Source organism: Pseudomonas sp. NY5710 (genome assembly GCF_013305665.1).
GTDB classification, from domain to species: Bacteria; Pseudomonadota; Gammaproteobacteria; order Pseudomonadales; family Pseudomonadaceae; genus Aquipseudomonas; species Aquipseudomonas juntendi.
Genome location: NZ_CP045554.1, coordinates 4,176,287 through 4,196,560 on the forward strand (window position 1 = coordinate 4,176,287; position 20,274 = coordinate 4,196,560).

Below are 20,274 nucleotides of genomic sequence, written 5' to 3' on the forward strand. Positions count from 1 at the left end.
AGAAAAATGCTGGCCAGGGAAGAAACCTCTGTGCTGAAATAGTTATGTTATGTTGTAACACTATATGCGCATCTGCCAAGGAACGTCCCCACCTCATGCTGTCTGCACCGCTTCGCCTCTCCCCCCTTGCCGTCGCGCTCTGGCTGGCCGCTTCGCCCAGCCACGCGGTGGAACTTGAACCCCAGGTCATCACAGCCAACCCGCTGGGCAACCGCCAACTGGCCGCGCCCAGCACCGTGCTCGAAGGCGACAACCTGCTGCAACAGCAGCACGGCAGCCTCGGTGAAACCCTGAACAAGCAGCCCGGTGTCGCCTCGACCTGGTTCGGCCCTGGCGCCAGCCGCCCGGTCATTCGTGGCCTGGATGGCGACCGCATTCGCATCCTGCGCAACGGCGTAGGCGCCCTGGATGCCTCCTCGCTGTCCTACGACCATGCCGTGCCGCTGGACCCGGTGACCGTCGATCGTGTCGAAATCGTGCGCGGCCCGGCCGCACTGCTGTACGGCGGCAACGCCATTGGCGGCGTGGTCAACACCTTCGATAACCGCATCCCCGACGCCCCCATCAAGGGCATTCACGGGGCCGGTGAACTGCGTTACGGTGGCGCCGACACCACCCGCAGCACCGCCGGCAAGCTAGAAGCCGGCGATGGCACCTTCGCCCTGCACCTGGATGCCAACAGCCGTCAGTTCAATGACCTGCGCATCCCTGGCTACGCCCGTAGCGCGAAAGTGCGCGATGCCGAGGAGCTCGGCAGCAAGCACCGCCTGGAAAACAGCGATGGCCGCCAGGATGGCGGCGCCATCGGCGGTGCCTACCACTGGGACCACGGTTACGCCGGCCTGTCGTACAGCCGCTACGACAGCAACTACGGCTCGGTGGCCGAATCCGGCGTGCGCCTGGACATGAAACAGGACCACTACGCCTTCGCCTCCGAACTGCGCGACCTCGACGGCCCGTTCAGCTCGGTCAAGGTCGATGCCGGCTACACCGACTACGAACACAGCGAAATAGAGGAAGGCGAGGTTCACACCACGTTCAAGAACAAAGGCTATGAAGCGCGTATCGAAGCCCGCCACCAACCGCTCGGGCCGGTGGAGGGCGTGATCGGTGCGCAAGTCAGCCGCAACGAATTCTCTGCCCTGGGCGAAGAGGCCTTCGTGCCGCACACCGATACCGACAGCCTGGCGTTGTTCATGCTCGAACAGTGGCAAGCGACCGAGCGCCTGAACCTGAGCCTGGGCGCACGCATGGAACACACCCGCGTGGACCCGGATGCCAAAGGCAACGAGAACTTCGTCGACGCCAACAGCGCCAGCAGCTTCAATGCGTTCAGCCTGTCATCGGGCGCGGTGTACCAGCTCGACCCGGTCTGGTCGCTGGCGGCCAACCTTGGCTATACCGAACGCGCCCCGACCTTCTACGAGCTGTATGCCAATGGCGCCCACGTCGCCACCGGTGCCTATGAAGTCGGTGATGCCAGCCTGAACAAGGAAAAGGCCATTTCCGCCGACCTGGCATTACGCTTCGACAACGGTACGCACAAGGGCAGCGTCGGGCTGTTCTACAGCCACTTCCGCAATTACATCGGCCTGATCGGCACCGGCAACCTGCGCGAAGGCGGGCATGATCACGACCACGACGAAGCTGACCATGATCACGACGACGGTTTCCCGGAGTACCAGTACCAAGGTGTGCGGGCACGCTTCTACGGCATCGAGGCCCAGGACCGCTGGCAGCTGGTCGAGAACCGTTATGGCAGCTTTGCCCTGGAATTGTCGGGTGACTACACCCGGGCCAAGAACCTTGACAGCGGCGAGCCGCTGCCCCGCATTGCTCCGCTGCGTCTGAACAGTGGGCTGGTCTGGGAGCTGGACCGCTGGCAGGCCCGGGTGGACGTGCAGCACGCCGCCTCTCAGCACCGCAAGCCGGCCAACGAAAGCAGCACCGATGGCTATACCACGCTGGGGGCCAGCGTTGGCTACCGCTTCGACATTGGCCAGAGCCAGTGGCTGGCGTTCGTGCGCGGTGAGAACCTGACCGACCAGACCGTGCGCTATGCCAGCTCGATTCTGCGCGATATCGCGCCAGCACCCGGACGCAGTGTGGAAGTGGGCCTGCGTACCACCTTCTGAAATCGTGGGGGCGCGTGGCGCCCCCATCGCCGGTAAGCCACGTCCCCACATGAACTGCGTCATGCCTGGGTACGCGCAGTTCCTGTGCAAAGCAGACCCTACAGGACATTATTACCAATTGAACAATAATGACCTGCGACAATTTGCCTTTTTTTCTGACGCCTTCCCCTATATCCTCCCCGCCGCAAGCTGAAACGCTTCACTGAACTCCCCCGTTGTCCCATCCATTGAAAGGCTCGCCTTTCGATGCGCTTGTCGTTTTTTCAATAATCAGAAGATAGCGCTATCTCATGCTCCAACTGCCCAAAACCTGTTACATCGGTGTTGCCCTCGCTGCTTTGGCAACCCCCACCTGCGCCAGCGAAATGTTCGCCAACGACTCCCCGTGGATGCTCGGCGACTGGGGCGGCTTCCGCACCCGGTTGCTTGAACAAGGCTACGACTTCACCCTCGGCTACACCGGCGAGATGGGCAGCAACCTGCACGGTGGCTACGACCATGATCGCAGCGCGCGCTACAGCGACCAGTTCACCTTTGGCAGCCACCTGGACCTGGACAAGATTCTTGGCTGGCACGACACCGAAGTGCAGCTGACCATTACCGAACGCCACGGCGACAACATCAGCAACGACCGCATCAACGACCCACGCGTGGGTGGCTTTACCTCGGCCCAGGAAGTGTGGGGCCGCGGTGAAACCTGGCGGTTGACGCAAATGTGGATCAAGCAGAAGTACTTCGACGGCGCACTGGACGTGAAATTCGGCCGCTTCGGCGAAGGCGAGGACTTCAACAGTTTCCCCTGTGACTTCCAGAACCTGGCCTTCTGCGGCTCGCAGGTGGGCAACTGGGTGGGTGGCATCTGGTACAACTGGCCGGTCAGCCAATGGGCCCTGCGCGTGCGCTACAACCTCAGCCCCACGCTGTACGCGCAGGTTGGCGTATTCGAACAGAACCCATCCAACCTCGAGTCAGGTAACGGCTTCAAGCTCAGTGGCAGTGGCACCCAAGGGGCGGTCATGCCAGTCGAACTGGTATGGAGCCCGCGCGTCAAAGGCCTGAAAGGGGAATATCGCGCCGGTTACTACTACAGTAATGCCAAGGCAAACGATGTTCTCAAAGATAGCAACGGCCAGCCGGCAGCCCTGAGCGGCGGCGCCTACCGCAGCAGCTCGAGCAAGCATGGCGTGTGGCTCGGCGCCCAGCAGCAGGTGACTGCACTGGCCTCCGACCAGTCGCGTGGCCTGAGCCTGTTCGCCAACGCGACGATGCACGACAAGAAGACCAATGTCATCGACAACTATGTTCAGGCAGGACTGGTATTCAAAGGGCCTTTCGATGCCCGCGCCAAGGACGACATCGGCTTCGCCCTTGCCCGCGTGCACGTCAACCCTGGCTACCGCAAGAACGCCCGCCTGGCCAACCAGGCAGCCGGCCTTGACGATTACGACAACCCCGGCTTCCTGCCTGTGCAAGACACCGAATACAGCGCCGAGCTGTACTACGGCATTCATGTGGCCAACTGGCTCACGGTCCGCCCGAACCTGCAGTACATCCGCCACCCCGGCGGCGTGTCGCAAGTCGATGGCGCCCTGGTCGGTGGCCTGAAGATCCAAAGCAGTTTCTGAATTTTTTTGACGTGACGGAGAACCTGAAATGAGCACTGAAGGTGCCAACACTGGAAGCCGCTGGCTACCGCGCCTGATCGGCGCGCTGCTGTTGCTGATGGGCCTGGCCCTGCTGGCCGGCGGCATCAAGTTGAGCCAGCTGGGCGGCTCGCTGTACTACCTTGTAGCCGGTATCGGCTTTGCCTTGTCTGGCATCCTGCTGCTGGCCCAACGGCGCATTGCCTTGGGCCTGTACGGCCTGGTGCTGCTAGGCAGCACGGTATGGGCCTTGCTCGAAGTCGGCCTGGACTGGTGGCAACTGGTGCCACGCCTGGCCATCTGGTTCGCCATCGGCGTGGTCCTGCTGCTACCGTGGGCACGCAGGCCGCTGATCGGCCCGGCCAGCACGGCCAACACGGCGGTGCTCAGCGTGGCCGTGGTGGCTGCAGGCGCCTGCGCTTTGGGCAGCCAGTTCACCCACCCGGGTGAGGTGTTTGGCGAACTGGGCCGCGACAGCAGCGAGATGGCCAGCGCCGCGCCGAGCATGCCGGACGGCGAATGGCAGGCTTATGGCCGCACCGAGCATGGCGACCGCTATTCGCCACTGCGCCAGATCACCCCGCAGAACGCCTACCGCCTGGAAGAAGCCTGGCGCATCCGCACCGGTGACCTGCCGACCGAGAACGACCCGGTCGAGCTGACCAACCAGAACACCCCGTTGAAAGTCAACGGCATGCTGTATGCCTGCACCGCGCATAGCCGCCTGCTGGCACTCGACCCAGACACCGGCGCGGAAATCTGGCGCTATGACCCGCAGGTGAAGAGCCCCACCGGCACCTTCAAAGGCTTTGCCCACATGACCTGCCGCGGGGTTTCGTATTATGACGAGAACCGCTACGTCAGCCGCGACGGCAGCCCGGCCCCGAAAATCAGCGACGCCGGCCAGGCCGTGGCGCAGGCATGCCCGCGCCGCCTGTATCTGCCCACCGCAGATGCGCGCCTGATCGCCATCAACGCCGACAATGGCAAAGTCTGCGAAGGCTTCGCCAACCAGGGTGTGATCGACCTGACAACCGGCATCGGCCCATTCACCGCCGGCGGTTATTACTCCACCTCGCCCGCGGCCATTACCCGCGACCTGGTGATCATCGGTGGCCATGTCACCGACAACGAGTCGACCAACGAGCCGTCTGGCGTCATCCGCGCCTACGACGTGCACGACGGCCACTTGGTGTGGAACTGGGACAGCAACAACCCGGAAGACACCAAGCCGTTGGCCCCCGGCAAGATGTACAGCCGCAACTCGGCCAACATGTGGTCGATCGCCAGTGTCGACGAAGACCTCGGCATGATCTACCTGCCGCTGGGTAACCAGACCCCAGACCAGTGGGGCGCTGACCGCACGCCGGGCGCCGAGAAGTACAGCGCAGGTGTGGTGGCCCTGGACCTTGCGACCGGCAAGGCACGCTGGAACTACCAGTTCACCCACCACGACCTGTGGGACATGGACGTCGGCAGCCAGCCGACCCTGGTGCACCTGAAGACCGACGATGGCGTAAAACCGGCGATCATCGTGCCGACCAAGCAGGGGAGCCTGTATGTGCTCGACCGCCGCGACGGTACGCCAATCGTGCCGATCCGTGAAATCCCCACCCCGCAAGGTGCGGTGAAAGGCGACCACACTTCGCCGACCCAGGCCCGTTCCGACCTTAACCTGCTGGGCCCGGAACTGACCGAACAAGCCATGTGGGGCGCCACCCCGTTCGACCAGATGCTGTGCCGCATCCAGTTCCGCGAACTGCGCTACGAGGGCCAGTACACCCCACCATCCGAGCAGGGCTCGCTGGTCTACCCAGGCAACGTAGGCGTGTTCAACTGGGGCAGCGTATCGGTCGACCCGGTGCGCCAGTTGCTGTTCACCTCGCCCAACTACATGGCATTCGTGTCGAAGATGGTGCCGCGTGAACAGGTTGCCGAGGGCAGCAAGCGCGAAAGCGAAACAAGCGGCGTGCAGCCGAACACCGGTGCCCCGTATGCCGTGACCATGCACCCGTTCATGTCGCCCTTGGGCGTGCCGTGCCAGGCCCCGGCCTGGGGCTACGTCGCCGCCATCGACCTGTTCACCAACAAAGTCGTGTGGAAGCACAAGAACGGCACCACCCGTGACAGCACACCAGTGCCGATCGGCCTGCCGGTTGGCGTGCCCAGCATGGGCGGCTCGATCGTGACCGCAGGCGGCGTCGGTTTCCTCAGCGGGACCCTCGACCAGTACCTGCGCGCCTACGACGTGAACAACGGCAAGGAACTGTGGAAAGCCCGCCTGCCAGCGGGTGGCCAAGCCACCCCGATGACCTACACCGGCAAGGACGGCAAGCAATATGTGCTGGTGACCGCGGGCGGGCATGGCTCGCTGGGCACGCGGATGGGCGATTACATCATCGCTTACAAATTGGCTGAGTAAGCTGCAAGTCACAAGCTACAAGCCGCAAGTAAAAGCGGGGCCAATGCGGTCCCGCTTTTTTCTTGCAGCTTGCAGCTTGAAACTTGAAACTTGAAACCCAATCCCCTGCGCCCCATCTAAGCACCATAGTCATTCACGCAGGTGCCCCATGAGCGACCAGCAGGATTTCCCCGAACACCCCGACGAACACAGCGAAGTCGAACACACCACCCCCCAGGCCCAAGCCGGCCACGCCCTCGCCCTGCCCGGCCAACAGCTGCCGGACAAGGTCTATGTGATCCCGATCCACAACCGCCCGTTCTTCCCGGCCCAGGTACTGCCTGTAATCGTCAACGAAGAGCCCTGGGCGGAAACCCTTGATCTGGTCGCCAAGTCCCCTGACCACTGCCTCGCCCTGTTCTTCATGGATACACCGGCAGAAGACCACCGGCACTTCGATACCTCGGCATTGCCGCAGTACGGCACGCTGGTCAAGGTGCACCATGCCAGCCGTGAAAACGGCAAGCTGCAGTTCGTGGCCCAAGGCCTGACCCGGGTGCGTATCCGTACCTGGCTCAAGCATCACCGCCCGCCCTATCTGGTCGAAGTGGAATACCCGCGTCAGCCCGCCGAGCCGACCGACGAGGTCAAGGCCTATGGCATGGCCCTGATCAACGCGATCAAGGAACTGCTGCCGCTCAACCCGCTTTACAGCGAGGAGCTGAAAAACTACCTGAACCGCTTCAGCCCTAACGACCCGTCGCCGCTCACCGACTTCGCCGCCGCGCTGACCTCGGCTACCGGCGGCCAGTTGCAGGAAGTGCTGGACTGCGTGCCCATGCTCAAGCGCATGGAAAAAGTGCTACCCATGTTGCGCAAGGAGGTGGAAGTCGCCCGCCTGCAAAACGAGATTTCGGCCGAGGTGAACCGCCAGATTGGCGAGCATCAGCGCGAGTTCTTCCTCAAGGAACAGCTCAAGGTCATTCAGCAGGAGCTGGGCCTGACCAAGGACGACCGCAGTGCTGACCTGGAGCAGTTCGAGCAGCGCCTGGAAGGCAAGACCCTGCCCGAGCAGGCGCGCAAACGCATCGATGAAGAAATGGGCAAACTGGCCATTCTGGAAACCGGTTCGCCCGAATACGCCGTCACCCGCAACTACCTGGACTGGGCCACTGCTCTGCCGTGGGGCATCCATGGCAAGGACAAGCTCGACCTCAAGCATGCGCGCAAGGTACTCGACCAGCACCATGCTGGCCTCGACGACATCAAGGAACGCATTCTCGAGTTCCTCGCCGTTGGCGCCTGGAAGGGCGAGATCAGTGGCTCGATCGTGCTGCTGGTAGGCCCGCCCGGCGTGGGCAAGACCAGTATCGGCAAGTCGATTGCCGAGTCGCTCGGCCGGCCTTTCTACCGTTTCAGCGTCGGCGGCATGCGTGACGAAGCCGAGATCAAGGGCCACCGCCGCACCTACATCGGCGCGCAACCCGGCAAGCTGGTGCAGGCGTTGAAAGATGTCGAAGTGATGAACCCGGTCATCATGCTCGACGAGATCGACAAAATGGGCCAGAGCTACCAGGGCGACCCGGCCTCGGCGCTGCTGGAAACCCTCGACCCGGAACAGAACGTCGACTTCCTCGACCACTACCTGGACCTGCGCCTGGACCTGTCGAAAGTGCTCTTCGTGTGCACCGCCAACACCCTGGACTCGATCCCCGGCCCGTTGCTGGACCGCATGGAAGTGATCCGCCTGTCCGGCTACATTACCGAAGAAAAATTGGCCATCGCCAAGCGCCACCTGTGGCCCAAGCAGTTGCAAAAGGCCGGGGTGGCCAAGGCCAGCCTGAGCATCAGCGACAGCGCGCTGCGCACGGTGATCGAGGGCTACGCCCGAGAGGCCGGGGTGCGCCAGCTGGAAAAACAATTGGGCAAGCTGGTGCGCAAGGCGGTGGTCAAGCTGCTGGAAAACCCGGACGCCAAGCTGAAAATCGGCACCAAGGACCTAGAAGCCGCACTCGGCATGCCGGTGTTCCGCAGCGAGCAAGTGCTGGCGGGCAAAGGTGTGATCACTGGCCTGGCCTGGACCAGCATGGGCGGCGCGACCTTGCCGATCGAGGCAACCCGCATCCATACCCTCAACCGCGGCTTCAAGCTGACTGGCAAGTTGGGCGATGTGATGAAGGAATCGGCCGAAATCGCCTACAGCTACGTCAGCTCCAATCTCAAGCAGTTTGGGGGTGACCCCGGTTTCTTCAACGAAGCCTTCATTCACCTGCATGTGCCTGAAGGGGCCACCCCCAAGGACGGGCCGAGCGCTGGCATCACCATGGCCAGTGCCCTGCTGTCGCTGGCCCGCGACCAAGCACCGAAGAAAGGGGTAGCCATGACCGGCGAACTCACCCTCACCGGCCAGGTGCTGCCCATTGGCGGGGTACGCGAGAAAGTGATCGCGGCACGGCGGCAGAAGATCTTCGAATTGATCTTGCCAGAGCCTAACCGCGGCGACTTCGAGGAACTGCCGGACTACCTGCGCGAAGGTTTGACGGTGCATTTTGCCAAACGCTTTGCCGACGTGGCGAAAGTACTGTTCTGACAGGCCCTGGGCTGCTTTGCAGCCCATCGACGGCAAGCCAGCGCCCAGCCTGTGGGAGCCCGGCTTGCCGGCGATGGGCCGCAAAGCGGCCCCAACCGCTTGACTGACCGGCATCAGGCACAAGCCCCACAAATTTCCTTGATCATCGGTTATCCTCAGGCCATCGCCAGCCTCCGGAGCCAACATGACCGCCCCTCGTCTGCTCGTTCCCCTGAGCTTCGCCCTACTGGGCGCCTGCGCCCAGCAACCCACTCAACCCGTCGAACTGGACGCCGAAAGCGAGTGCCCCATCCGCCTGCAGGTTGGCCAGAACCTCACGCTGAGCCTGCCCAGCAACCCCTCGACCGGCTACCGTTGGCGTGTGCAGGACCCGGCAGCCGATGTACTGCACAGCCTTGGCCCCGAGGTCTACAGCGCGCCAGACGACTCAGGCATGGTCGGCAGCTCGGGCTTGTCCACCTGGCGCTACCAGGCTCACGCCCGGGGCGAAGGCAAGCTGGTGCTGGTCTATCAGCAACCTTGGGCCACTGACGTCGCGCCCGTGCAAACCTTCGATTGCGCCCTTCGGGTCAATTGAGCTGCAGCGCCGGTCAGCCAGTCATGCATCCAGGCCGCGGTTTGGCTAGAATGCCGCCCTTGCCTACCACCCGCAGCCTGGATCCACCGTGAGCAAACAACCCGACCGCCTTTTTGCCCAACCCCTGGAGCAAGTGCCCGACTTCGTCTTCAACGAGGACGTAGTGCGCGTATTCCCAGACATGATCAAGCGCTCGGTGCCGGGGTATCCAACCATCGTGGAAAACCTCGGTGTGCTGGCCGCACGCTTTGCCCAGCCGCATACCGCCCTGTATGACCTGGGCGCATCGCTGGGTGCGGTCACCCAGTCGCTGCGCCGACATGTGCGCAGCGATGGCTGCCGGGTGATCGCGGTCGACAACTCCGCCGCCATGGTCGAGCGCTGCCGCCAGTACCTCACCGCCCAGGACTCAATGTTCCAGGAGCTGTTGCCGGTACAGGTGCTGGAAGCCGATATCCTCGCCCTCCCCTTCGAGCCCGCCTCGGTGGTGGCGATGAACTTCACCCTGCAATTCATCGCCCCCGATCAACGGGGGGCACTGCTTGCCCGCATCCGCCAGGCACTGCTGCCCGGCGGTGCCTTGGTCCTGTCGGAAAAGCTGCGCTTCGCCGACCAGCAAGCCCAGGACCTGCTCAATGAGCTGCACCTGGACTTCAAGCGGGCCAACGGTTACAGCGAACTCGAAATCGCCCAGAAACGCAGCGCCATTGAAAATGTGATGCGCCCCGATACCCTCGAAACCCACCAGGAGCGCCTGCTTGCCGCCGGCTTCTCGAAAGTGGTGCCGTGGTTCCAATGCCTTAACTTCGCCTCGTTGATAGCCCTGCCATGATCGATCTGTCTCCCCTGGTCCGCCGCCTGGCGGGCACCCCCCTGGCTTCCTGGTCGCAAGGCCTGCAAGCGCAACTGCAAGCCAAGCTGGAAAAGGGCCACGGTGACCTGGCCCGCTGGCGCGGTGCGCTGGAAGCCTTGCCCGCCGTGCAACCGAGTGAAGTCGACCTGGTCAACGGCCTGCGCCTGGACTGCGACTGCGACGCGGCCACCCGTGCACAGATGCGCCAGGCCTTGATGGGCCTGTCACCTTGGCGCAAAGGCCCGTTCGACCTGTTTGGCGTGCACGTCGACACCGAATGGCGTTCCGACTGGAAGTGGTCTCGCGTTGCCCCGCACCTGGATCTCCAGGGCAAACGTGTGCTCGATGTCGGTTGTGGCAACGGCTACTACCAGTGGCGCATGCTCGGTGCAGGCGCCGACATGGTGATTGGCGTCGACCCCAACTGGCTGTTTTTCTGCCAGTTCCAGGCGGTGCAGCAATACCTGCCGGAACTGCCCGCCTGGCACCTGCCATTCGCACTCGAAGACCTGCCGGCCAACCTGGAAGGGTTCGATACGGTATTTTCCATGGGCGTGTTCTACCACCGCCGCTCGCCCATCGAGCACCTGCTGGCGCTGAAGGACTGCCTGGTCAAAGGGGGGGAGCTGGTACTGGAAACCCTGGTGGTCGAGGGTGATGAAAACCAGGTGCTGGTGCCCGAAGACCGCTACGCACAGATGCGCAATGTCTGGTACCTGCCGTCGGTACCGGCGTTGGCGCGCTGGTTGCGCCGTGCCGGCTTCAGCGACGTACGCTGCGTCGACGTGAGTGTGACCAGCACTGAAGAGCAGCGCAGCACCGACTGGATGCGTTACCAGTCCTTGGCTGACTTCCTCGACCCGAACGACCACAGCAAGACCATCGAAGGCCTGCCCGCACCTCGCCGGGCCACCCTGCTGGCGCGCAAATAAAAAAAGCGTCCATGGGGGTAATGCCAGTCAGTTAAGTAATTTGGGGCCGCTTTGCGACCCTTCGCGGGCACGCCCGCTCCCACAGGGGATCGCGCATTTATTGAATTCAGCGCCAAACGTGTGGCAGCGGGCGTGCCCGCGAAGGGCGGCAAAGCAGCCCCATTAACGCTTAACTGACAGGCATTACCCATGCGGGCGCCTGAAGACAGCGACGCCGGGGAGCAGTGCCGGCGCCGCTGCTGCGACTCAATCCTTGGCCACCTCACGGGCTCTCTCTTGCGCTTTGCGCTCGCGCTCTGCAACGCCCTGATGCTTGTCGCCGTGCAGGCGCTGCTGGTCTTCGCGGAAGGCTTGCCAGAACTGCCTGGAGCGCTCCGCACCGCCCTCGGCGTAGACACTGGCGCTGCCCAGGGCAAGGGTGGCCAACAGCAGGTATTTGGTCAGGTTCATCGGGGTTGCCTCGTGGTAGCCGATCAGTCAGGCCATGGTCGCAAAGGCTGGCTAACAGCAAGGTGAGGCGCGGATTACAGTCCTGCAATGTGCCGGCGCAATCGCAATGCCGGCGCCGCAACAGACAGCCAGATAACACCCGCATTACAAATCCGTTATCTACGCCTCGGCCGCTAACGCATGCCGTAACATCCTGCGCCTTGACCCTGATGTCACTACAGGGTCGAGAATCGCCCCATTTTCACCACCCCGAGCCAACCCATGCGCCTACTGATCATCGAGGACGAGCCGCGTACCGCCGATTACCTGCAGCAAGGGCTGCGCGAAAACAGCTATGTGGTCGACTGCGCCCGTACCGGCACCGACGGCCTGCACCTGGCACGCCAGCACCCGTACGACCTGGTCATCCTCGACGTCAACCTGCCCGAGCTCGATGGCTGGACCGTGCTGCAGCACCTGCGTGCTGAGTCGGCCACGCGCATCATGATGCTGACCGCCCATGGCCGCCTGGCCGACCGGGTAAAGGGCCTGGACCTGGGTGCCGATGACTACCTGCTCAAACCCTTTGAATTCCCTGAACTGCTGGCGCGCATTCGCAGCCTGCTGCGCCGCAACGACCAGCAACTGCAACCCAGTACCCTGCGGGTCGCCGACCTTGAACTGGATCCGGGCCGGCACCGCGCCTATCGCGCCGGGCAACGCATCGACCTTACCGCCAAGGAGTTCGCCCTGCTCCACCTGCTGATGCGCCAAACCGGTGAAGTGCTGTCGCGCACGCAGATCATCTCACTGGTGTGGGACATGAATTTCGATTGCGACACCAATGTGGTGGAGGTCTCGATCCGGCGCCTGCGCGCCAAGATCGACGATCCGTTCGACACCAAACTGATCCATACCCTGCGCGGTGTCGGTTACGTGCTGGAGGCGCGTTTTTGAAGACTACCAGCCTCTCTTTGCGCCTGGGCCTGAGCGTCACGCTGATGGGCGCTGCGCTGGTGCTGTTGCTGGCATGCCTGGCCGTGTTCGCCCTGGATCACGAGCTGGACAGCCGCGCACGCAAGGACCTGGCGCGCAAGATGCTGCAGGTCGAGCACAACCTGCGCGTCGATCTGCGCAGCGAGGACTTGGGCACCAGGGCCCACCCCCTGCTCGACCTGGTGATGGGGCACGACAACCTCAGCCTCAGCGTGCTGGCGCTGGAAAGCCGCCACCCGCACCTGCTCAGCCTGGGGCCGGCACTGGACTCGCGCGTCGCTGAGCTGCCCACCGACGAACGCCTGGCCTTTCACGCCTGGCGCGACAGCAGCGGCAACCAGATTCTGACCGTCAGCCGGTTGATGCGCCTGCGTGACAATACCCCGGTCAAGGTGCTGATGTCGCTCAACCGCGCCGACGATTACGCCTTGTTGCAGGCGTACCTGCACTCAACCCTACTGGCGCTGCCGCTGCTGCTGCTGCTGATTGGCGCGGGTGCCTGGTGGCTGATGCAGCGCGGCCTGAAGCCCCTGCGCCATTTCCGGCGCATCGCTGGCCAGGTTTCGGCCCAGGACCTGCAGCATCGCCTGCCCGCCAGCGGCCTGCCACTGGAGCTGGCTGAACTCGCGCGCAGCATCAACGTGATGCTCGACCGCCTTGACCAGGGTGTCAGCCAGCTCGCGCAGTTCTCCGACGACTTGGCGCACGAACTGCGTAGCCCCTTGAGCAACCTGATGGGCAAGGCCCAGGTGACCCTGGCCCGCGAACGGGAAAACGCCAACTACCGGGAGGTGCTGGAAGACAGTATCGAGGAGCTGACCCGGCTCAACCGCATCATCAATGACATGCTGTTTCTCGCCCAGGTCAGCCAACCGCAGACCCAGGTGGCGCTCAAGCCCGTGGCTTTGGCCGACGAGACTGCCCGGGTAGTCGAGCTGTTCGCCTTCAGTGCCGAGGCCAAAGGCGTAGCGCTGCGGGTGCAGGGCTGGGGCACGGCGCTGGGCGACCGGTTGATGGTCCAACGGGCACTGTCGAACCTGTTGAGCAATGCCATACGGCACAGCCCTGAGGGTGAACCGGTCGACTTGCATATCCAGCGTACAGGCAACGAAATACGGCTATCTGTGCAGAACCGTGGCCCAGGCATCGCTGCGGCTGAGCAGCCACAGCTGTTCGAGCGCTTTTACCGGGTGGGTTCGGGGCGCTCGCGATTGGAGGGCGGGACCGGCTTGGGGCTGGCGATCGTCAAATCGATCATGCAGCTGCACGGGGGGCGGGTTGAGGTGAGCAGCAGCCCCTCCGGGCCGACCCGCTTTACCCTGGTGTTTCCTGCCGAGTAATCGGCCGCCTGTACCGGCCCTTTCGCGGGTAAACCCGCTCCTACACAGGTACCAAAACCCCTGTAGGAGCGGGTTCACCCGCGAATAGGCCGGTACCACAACCCCCTGTAGGAGCGGGTTTACCCGCGAAAGGGCCGGTACAGGCAACTGACAGATCAGCGCGAAGCCGCTACGATCAAGGCTTTCATCTCGGCCACTGCAGCCTTGAAGCCCACGAACAGGGCATGCGCCACCAATGCGTGGCCAATGTTCAGCTCATTGATACCCTTGATCGCCGCCACGGCCTCGACGTTGTGGTAATGCAGGCCATGGCCGGCATTGACGATCAGCCCCTGACCCACGCCAAACGCCACACCGTCGACAATGCGCCGCAGCTCATCGGCCACCTCGCCTGGGGTTTGCGCATCGGCATAGCGCCCGGTGTGCAGCTCGATGGCGGGGGCGCCGACCCGGCGTGAGGCCTCGATCTGCCGCTCGTCAGCATCGATGAACAGCGACACTTCGGCGCCAGTGCGTGCCAGGCGTTCGACCGCCGCCTTGATCCGTGCCTCCTGCCCCGCCACGTCCAGGCCACCTTCGGTGGTCAGCTCCTGACGGGTTTCAGGCACCAGGCAGATGTGCGCCGGACGGATTTTCTCGGCAAAGGCCATCATCTCTTCGGTGACGCCCATTTCGAAGTTCATGCGCGTCTGCAGCACGTCCTTGAGCAGCACCACGTCGCGCTCCTGAATGTGCCGGCGATCTTCGCGCAGGTGCACGGTAATGCCGTCGGCGCCTGCTTCCTCGGCATCCAGGGCAGCCTTGACCGGGTCAGGGTAACGCGTGCCGCGGGCCTGGCGCAGGGTTGCCACGTGGTCGATGTTGACGCCAAGAAGCATGCGGTTGCTGTGAGTCACGAAAGGCTCTCCTGAAGATTGAGGCCCACAGCATACGTCGTGATCAGCGCTTGCGAAACAGTTCCCGGCTGACCAGTGGCTTGCCGCCCAAGTGAACGGCCAGGGCCTGGCGCATCAGGCGCTTGGCGGCGAGCAAGGCACCGTCCGCGCTCCAGTCGGCTTGCGCCAAGGCCAGCAGCTCGGTGCCGCGGAACAAGCCGGGTTGCACCAGCTCGACCCGCTCCAGGCCTGCGTCCACGCGCAAGCGATACAGGCCATCGGCGGCAATGGGGTGGCCGTTGACGTCCTGGCTCAGGGAAAACGCGTAACCAAGCTCATCGAGCAGCCGCCATTCGAACGAACGCAGCAGCGGCTCCAGCGGGCGCCCCTCGGCCAAGGCCTGCAGGGTGAGTGTGTAGTGCTCGAAAAGTGCCACGGATGGCGCCTCGGCAGGCAGCAGGCGCATCAGCAACTCGTTGAGGTACAGCCCGCTGAACAGTGCATCGCCATGCAACCAGGCGGCGATGCCGGCGCTGTCCATGCGCCCGACATTCTTCAGCTCGCCACGCCCGCGCAGTTCGAGCTCCAGCGGCACGAACGGCCGTACCAAGCTGCCACCCTTGCCGCGCGCACGGCGCAGTACCGCGCGCATGCGGCCCTGCGGGGTAAAAAAGTCCACCAGCGCACTGGTTTCCTTGTAGGCGCGGCTGTGCAGCACATAGGCTGGCTGGCCGACAGGTTGTTCCATGGGAGATTACTCGTTCCCTGTCGCCAGGAAAACCGCATAGTGGGGCGGCTGTCCAGCCCATCGCCGGCAAGCCAGCTCCCACACCGACCGCATCGCCCCCAGGGCTTGTGCAGTACCTGTGGCAGCTGGCTTGCCGGCGATGGGCCGCGCCGCGGCCCCAACAGTATTGCTTACAGGTCGCCGTAACCCAGCGAACGCAACGCGCGCTCATCGTCGGACCAGCCACCTTTCACCTTGACCCACAGGTTGAGCATGACCTTGGAGTCAAACAGCACTTCCATGTCTTTGCGCGCTTCGGAGCCGATGCGCTTGATGCGCTCGCCCTTGTCGCCAATGATGATCTTTTTCTGGCCATCGCGCTCCACCAGGATCAGCGCGTGGATGTGCAGCACGTGCCCTTGCTGCTTGAATTCCTCGATCTCCACGGTGATCTGGTAAGGCAGCTCGGCCCCCAGCTGGCGCATGATCTTCTCGCGCACCAGTTCGGCCGCCAGGAAACGGCTGCTGCGGTCGGTGATCTGGTCTTCCGGGAAGAAGTGGTCATTTTCCGGCAGGTGCTTGGCGATCTGCGCTTCCAGCGCCTCAAGGTTATGGCCCTGCTGCGCAGAAATCGGCATCACCTCGGCGTTCGGCAACTGCTCCTGCAGCCATTGCAGGTGCGGGATCAGCTCGGCCTTCTCTTCCATGCGGTCGGTCTTGTTGACCGCGATGATCAGCGGCCCGGTCACGTACTGCACGCGCTCCAGCACCAGTTGGTCCTCGTCGGTCCACTTGGTACGGTCGACCACGAAGATCACCACATCGACGTCTTTCAGGGCCGCCGAAGCATTGCGGTTCATGTAGCGGTTCAGGGCCTTGTCGTTGGCCTTGTGCATACCAGGGGTATCGACGTAGATCGCCTGCACATCACCTTCGGTCTTGATGCCGAGCATGTTGTGGCGGGTGGTCTGCGGCTTGCGCGAGGTAATCGCCAGCTTCTGGCCGAGGATGTGGTTGAGCAGGGTCGACTTGCCCACGTTCGGGCGGCCGACAATGGCTACATAGCCGCAGCGGGTCGGGTTGCTATCAGTCATTGCCATTCTCCACGCCCAGGGCGATCAGTGCAGACGCAGCGGCAACTTGCTCGGCGATACGCCGGCTAACGCCTTGGCCACGGCTCTTGTTGTTCAGCAGCACCACTTCGCATTCGACGAAAAAGGTGCGGCAGTGCGGCTCGCCCTGAATATCCACCACTTCGTAGCGCGGCAGCTCGCAGCTGCGCGACTGCAGGAACTCTTGCAGGCGGGTTTTCGGGTCCTTGTTGGTGTCGACCAGGGTCAGGCCCTCGAACTCATTGGCCAGCCAGGCCAGCACGCGCTCGCGGGCGGTTTCCATGTCGGCGTCCAGGTAAATGGCACCAATCAGTGCTTCCAGCGCATCGGCAAGGATCGACTCGCGGCGAAAACCACCGCTCTTGAGCTCGCCGGAACCCAGGCGCAGATACTCACCAAGATCAAAGCCACGTGCCAGGCGGGCCAGGGTTTCGCCCTTGACCAGCCGCGCCCGCAGGCGCGACAGCTGGCCTTCGCGGGCCTGCGGAAAACGCTCGAACAGCGCTTCACCGGCGACGAAGTTGAGAATGGCGTCACCCAGAAACTCCAGGCGCTCGTTGTTGCGCCCGGCGTAACTGCGATGGGTTAGCGCCAGGAGCATCTGGTCCTGGTTCTTGAAGGTGTAGCCGAGCTTTCGCTCCAGACGGGCAAGGGAAGCACTCATGCGGCCACCCGTTGGTTATTTAACGCGTTGTTCAAATCAACATCCTGAAAGACTGTTTGGCTGTGGCCCGCCGCGCGATGTGCGGCGAATCTCCCGATCCCTGAGAACACAGCCTATGTCAGAAATGCATTCGGCGCTGTCTGCTGGACAGCGCCGATGGGTATCAATGGATCAAACCGACCCGCGACAGGTTGGGCAGGTGGCTGAGCTTGGGTTCCGGCCAGCTCATCCATACCGCGAAGGCCTTGCCGACGATGTTCCGGTCCGGAACCATGCCGTGCAGCTCCTTGGGAATGTTCGGGTCATCCCAGAAGCGGCTGTCGTTGGAGTTGTCGCGGTTGTCGCCCATCATGAAGTAGTGGCCTGCCGGCACGGTCCATTGCTGGTCCGGTGGCATGCGATAGCGGCTCATTTCCTTGCGGATCAGGTGTTCGGTCTCGCCCAGCTTTTCCTTGTACAGCGTGGCGCTGCCCAAGGTGCCCGGCTCGCTACCTACCAGCTGTTCGGCAACCGGCTGCCCGTTGACGAACAGGCGCTTGTCGTTGGTGTAACGCACCACGTCGCCTGGCAGGCCGACCACACGCTTGATGTAGTTGACGTTCGGGTCGCTCGGGTAACGGAACACCATGACGTCGCCACGCTGCGGGTCACCCACTTCGATGACCTTCTTGTCGATCACCGGCAGGCGAATGCCATAGGAGAACTTGTTCACCAGGATGAAATCGCCCACTTCCAGAGTGGGTTTCATCGACCCCGAAGGGATCTGGAACGGCTCGACCAGGAACGAGCGCAGTACCAGTACGATGAACAGCACCGGGAAGAACGACTTGCCGTACTCGACCAGCAACGGTTCCTTGTTCAGGCGCTCGACCACCGCCATTTCAGGCTGGCTTACGCTGCCCTGATAGTTGGCAATTGCCGCACGCCGGCGCGGGGCCAGGAACAGCAAGTCGATCAAGCCCAGCAAACCGCAGACGAATACGGCAATGACCAGCAACAGCGGGAAATTTAGCGACATAGGACCTAGCTATCCAACCTGAGCACGGCGAGGAAGGCTTCCTGTGGAATTTCCACGTTGCCCACCTGTTTCATGCGTTTCTTACCGGCCTTCTGCTTCTCCAGCAGTTTCTTCTTACGGCTGACGTCACCACCGTAGCACTTGGCCAGTACGTTCTTTCTGAGCGCCTTGACGGTTGTCCGGGCGATGATCTGGCCGCCAATGGCAGCCTGGATCGCCACGTCGAACATCTGCCGAGGGATCAGTTCCTTCATCTTCTCGGTCAACGCACGGCCTTTGTAGGCCGCGTTGTCGCGGTGCACAATCAATGCCAGGGCATCGACCTTGTCGCCGTTGATCAGCACGTCCAGCTTGACCAGGTTGGCCGACTGGTAGCGATCAAAATGGTAATCCAGCGAAGCATAGCCGCGGCTGGTGGATTTGAGGCGGTCGAAGAAGTCCAGCACCACTTCGTTCATCGGCATGTCATAGCGCACCTGCACCTGGCTGCCGAGGAACTGCATGTCGCGCTGCACGCCACGCTTCTCGATGCACAAGGTGATCACGTTACCCAGGTGCTCCTGCGGCACCAGAATGGTCGCGGTCACGATCGGCTCGCGGAAGTCGGCCACGGCTGAAACATCCGGGAGCTTGGACGGGTTGTCGACGACAATAGTTTCGCCGGTTTTCAACTCCAGCTCGTAGATCACGCTGGGTGCGGTGGTGATCAGGTCCAGGTCGTACTCGCGCTCCAGGCGCTCCTGGATGATCTCCATGTGCAGCATGCCGAGGAAGCCGCAACGGAAACCGAAGCCCAGTGCATCGGAGCTTTCCGGCATGTACTGCAGCGACGAATCGTTCAGGGTGAGCTTCTGCAGGGCATCGCGGAAGTCTTCGAAGTCGTCGGAGCTGACCGGGAACAGGCCTGCGTAGACCTGCGGCTGAATTTTCTTGAAGCCTGGCAGCACTTCGACCTCGGGGGTCGAGGACAAGGTCAGGGTGTCGCCTACCGGAGCACCGTGAATGTCCTTGATGCTGGCGATGATGAAGCCCACTTCACCGGCTTTCAGGTCGGCGGTCTGGGTGTGTTTCGGGGTGAACACCCCCACGCTGTCGACCAGGTGCACCTTGCCGGTGGACTTGACCAGGATCTTGTCGCCCTTCTTGACGCGCCCCTGGCGCACGCGCACCAGCGAGACCACGCCCAGGTAGTTGTCGAACCAGGAGTCGATGATCAGCGCTTGCAGCGGCGCATCGATTTCGCCCACGGGCGCCGGGATCGAGTGCACCAGGCGCTCGAGCACCTCGTCCACGCCCATGCCGCTCTTGGCACTGCAGGCCACGGCGTCAGTGGCGTCGATACCGATGATTTTCTCGATTTCGTCCTTGACGCGGTCCGGGTCGGCCTGGGGCAGGTCCATCTTGTTGAGGACCGGCATGACCTCCAGGCCCTGCTCGATGGCGGTGTAGCAGTTGGCTACCGACTGGGCCTCTACACCCTGACCGGCATCGACCACCAGCAGTGCGCCTTCACAGGCTGCCAGCGAGCGCGAGACTTCATAGGTGAAGTCGACGTGGCCGGGGGTGTCGATGAAGTTCAGCTGGTAGATCTTGCCGTCCTGCGCCTTGTAGTGCAGCGTGACGCTGTGGGCCTTGATGGTAATACCGCGTTCGCGCTCCAGGTCCATGGAGTCCAGTACCTGGGCTTCCATTTCGCGAGCCGTCAGGCCACCGCACATCTGGATGAAACGGTCGGCCAGCGTCGACTTGCCATGGTCGATGTGGGCGATGATGGAGAAATTGCGGATATGACTCAAATCACTCACGGGTCAACACTCGAAAAGGCTGCGAGCCGGACGCCCGCCGAAAAATAGCCGGGCATTGTACCTTAAGCTGTTCGCAGATGGGAGATTCCTCTGTCCGACTGTACACAACAACCCGCCAATCAATTGTGAATATTCATGAAAAAGGGCAGCCGAAGCTGCCCTTTTCGCCCCACCTGG

16 protein-coding genes are annotated in these 20,274 nt (G+C 62.9%); 9 read left to right on the forward strand and 7 right to left on the reverse strand.

Annotated features, from left to right (window positions below; genetic code table 11):
• Nucleotides 1–95: 95 nt before the first annotated feature.
• From GEV39_RS19270 to cmoB, 7 genes are all read left to right on the forward strand, one after another.
• A complete protein-coding gene (locus tag GEV39_RS19270) occupies nucleotides 96–2,135 on the forward strand; it encodes a TonB-dependent receptor (RefSeq protein ID WP_173890868.1) in 2,040 nt (679 codons plus the stop codon).
• A 290-nt stretch (nucleotides 2,136–2,425) separates the two neighbouring features.
• Complete coding sequence (locus tag GEV39_RS19275; RefSeq protein ID WP_173890869.1) at nucleotides 2,426–3,760, forward strand: carbohydrate porin; 1,335 nt, start codon at nucleotides 2,426–2,428, stop codon at nucleotides 3,758–3,760.
• A 28-nt stretch (nucleotides 3,761–3,788) separates the two neighbouring features.
• Entirely contained in the window at nucleotides 3,789–6,200 is a 2,412-nt protein-coding gene (locus tag GEV39_RS19280; protein ID WP_110679982.1) for a glucose/quinate/shikimate family membrane-bound PQQ-dependent dehydrogenase, read from the forward strand.
• Nucleotides 6,201–6,348: 148 nt separating this feature from the next.
• A complete protein-coding gene (gene lon / locus GEV39_RS19285; RefSeq protein ID WP_173890870.1) occupies nucleotides 6,349–8,769 on the forward strand; it encodes an endopeptidase La in 2,421 nt (806 codons plus the stop codon).
• Nucleotides 8,770–8,953: 184 nt separating this feature from the next.
• Nucleotides 8,954–9,346 (forward strand): protease inhibitor I42 family protein, encoded by a 393-nt coding sequence (locus tag GEV39_RS19290; RefSeq protein WP_173890871.1) that lies wholly within the window; start codon nucleotides 8,954–8,956, stop codon nucleotides 9,344–9,346.
• An 88-nt stretch (nucleotides 9,347–9,434) separates the two neighbouring features.
• Nucleotides 9,435–10,178 carry a carboxy-S-adenosyl-L-methionine synthase CmoA gene (cmoA, locus tag GEV39_RS19295; protein WP_173890872.1) on the forward strand — a complete coding sequence of 248 codons (744 nt, stop codon included), beginning with the start codon at nucleotides 9,435–9,437 and terminating at the stop codon, nucleotides 10,176–10,178.
• Nucleotides 10,175–11,131, forward strand: coding sequence for a tRNA 5-methoxyuridine(34)/uridine 5-oxyacetic acid(34) synthase CmoB (cmoB, locus tag GEV39_RS19300; protein WP_173890873.1), 957 nt, complete (start codon nucleotides 10,175–10,177; stop codon nucleotides 11,129–11,131). The genes cmoA and cmoB overlap by 4 nt, the downstream gene beginning before the upstream one ends.
• A 246-nt stretch (nucleotides 11,132–11,377) precedes the next feature.
• On the opposite strand, the gene GEV39_RS19305 is transcribed toward cmoB, so the two are convergent.
• Nucleotides 11,378–11,581, reverse strand: coding sequence for a hypothetical protein (locus GEV39_RS19305; RefSeq protein WP_173890874.1), 204 nt, complete (start codon nucleotides 11,579–11,581; stop codon nucleotides 11,378–11,380).
• Between the two features lie 261 nt (nucleotides 11,582–11,842).
• Here GEV39_RS19305 and GEV39_RS19310 point away from each other — a divergent pair, with 261 nt between their 5' ends.
• Together GEV39_RS19310 and GEV39_RS19315 are read left to right on the forward strand one after the other, a co-directional pair.
• Nucleotides 11,843–12,517: a heavy metal response regulator transcription factor gene (locus GEV39_RS19310; RefSeq protein WP_173890875.1), complete on the forward strand. Its 675-nt coding sequence runs from the start codon at nucleotides 11,843–11,845 to the stop codon at nucleotides 12,515–12,517.
• On the forward strand, nucleotides 12,514–13,896 hold the full coding sequence (locus tag GEV39_RS19315; protein ID WP_173890876.1) for a heavy metal sensor histidine kinase: 1,383 nt from the start codon (nucleotides 12,514–12,516) through the stop codon (nucleotides 13,894–13,896). The genes GEV39_RS19310 and GEV39_RS19315 overlap by 4 nt, the downstream gene beginning before the upstream one ends.
• 155 nt (nucleotides 13,897–14,051) lie before the next feature.
• Here GEV39_RS19315 and pdxJ read toward each other — a convergent pair whose 3' ends face one another.
• The 6 genes from pdxJ to lepA form a co-directional block, all read right to left on the reverse strand.
• Complete coding sequence (gene pdxJ, locus GEV39_RS19320; protein ID WP_232108691.1) at nucleotides 14,052–14,774, reverse strand: pyridoxine 5'-phosphate synthase; 723 nt, start codon at nucleotides 14,772–14,774, stop codon at nucleotides 14,052–14,054.
• Nucleotides 14,775–14,835: 61 nt separating this feature from the next.
• Nucleotides 14,836–15,519: a DNA repair protein RecO gene (recO, locus tag GEV39_RS19325; RefSeq protein WP_173890877.1), complete on the reverse strand. Its 684-nt coding sequence runs from the start codon at nucleotides 15,517–15,519 to the stop codon at nucleotides 14,836–14,838.
• 170 nt (nucleotides 15,520–15,689) lie between these two features.
• A complete protein-coding gene (era, locus tag GEV39_RS19330; RefSeq protein WP_003252061.1) occupies nucleotides 15,690–16,592 on the reverse strand; it encodes a GTPase Era in 903 nt (300 codons plus the stop codon).
• Complete coding sequence (rnc, locus tag GEV39_RS19335) at nucleotides 16,585–17,274, reverse strand: ribonuclease III (RefSeq protein WP_009684761.1); 690 nt, start codon at nucleotides 17,272–17,274, stop codon at nucleotides 16,585–16,587. Before rnc ends, era begins: the two co-directional genes overlap by 8 nt.
• 163 nt (nucleotides 17,275–17,437) lie before the next feature.
• A complete protein-coding gene (gene lepB / locus GEV39_RS19340) occupies nucleotides 17,438–18,292 on the reverse strand; it encodes a signal peptidase I (RefSeq protein ID WP_009684762.1) in 855 nt (284 codons plus the stop codon).
• A gap of 5 nt (nucleotides 18,293–18,297) precedes the next feature.
• Nucleotides 18,298–20,097, reverse strand: a complete 1,800-nt coding sequence (gene lepA / locus GEV39_RS19345; RefSeq protein ID WP_029886108.1) for a translation elongation factor 4 — start codon at nucleotides 20,095–20,097, stop codon at nucleotides 18,298–18,300.
• Nucleotides 20,098–20,274: the final 177 nt, after the last annotated feature.

What these genes read in the sequence shown, in the direction of transcription:
- GEV39_RS19310 (WP_173890875.1), top strand. Translation starts at nt 11,843, where the DNA reads ATGCGCCTACTGATCATCGAGGACGAGCCGCGTACCGCCGATTACCTG.
- GEV39_RS19275 (WP_173890869.1), top strand. Translation starts at nt 2,426, where the DNA reads ATGCTCCAACTGCCCAAAACCTGTTACATCGGTGTTGCCCTCGCTGCT.
- pdxJ (WP_232108691.1), bottom strand. Translation starts at nt 14,774, where the DNA reads ATGCTTCTTGGCGTCAACATCGACCACGTGGCAACCCTGCGCCAGGCC.
- GEV39_RS19280 (WP_110679982.1), top strand. Translation starts at nt 3,789, where the DNA reads ATGAGCACTGAAGGTGCCAACACTGGAAGCCGCTGGCTACCGCGCCTG.
- rnc (WP_009684761.1), bottom strand. Translation starts at nt 17,274, where the DNA reads ATGAGTGCTTCCCTTGCCCGTCTGGAGCGAAAGCTCGGCTACACCTTC.
- GEV39_RS19305 (WP_173890874.1), bottom strand. Translation starts at nt 11,581, where the DNA reads ATGAACCTGACCAAATACCTGCTGTTGGCCACCCTTGCCCTGGGCAGC.
- recO (WP_173890877.1), bottom strand. Translation starts at nt 15,519, where the DNA reads ATGGAACAACCTGTCGGCCAGCCAGCCTATGTGCTGCACAGCCGCGCC.
- lon (WP_173890870.1), top strand. Translation starts at nt 6,349, where the DNA reads ATGAGCGACCAGCAGGATTTCCCCGAACACCCCGACGAACACAGCGAA.
- cmoB (WP_173890873.1), top strand. Translation starts at nt 10,175, where the DNA reads ATGATCGATCTGTCTCCCCTGGTCCGCCGCCTGGCGGGCACCCCCCTG.
- lepB (WP_009684762.1), bottom strand. Translation starts at nt 18,292, where the DNA reads ATGTCGCTAAATTTCCCGCTGTTGCTGGTCATTGCCGTATTCGTCTGC.
- era (WP_003252061.1), bottom strand. Translation starts at nt 16,592, where the DNA reads ATGACTGATAGCAACCCGACCCGCTGCGGCTATGTAGCCATTGTCGGC.
- GEV39_RS19290 (WP_173890871.1), top strand. Translation starts at nt 8,954, where the DNA reads ATGACCGCCCCTCGTCTGCTCGTTCCCCTGAGCTTCGCCCTACTGGGC.
- GEV39_RS19270 (WP_173890868.1), top strand. Translation starts at nt 96, where the DNA reads ATGCTGTCTGCACCGCTTCGCCTCTCCCCCCTTGCCGTCGCGCTCTGG.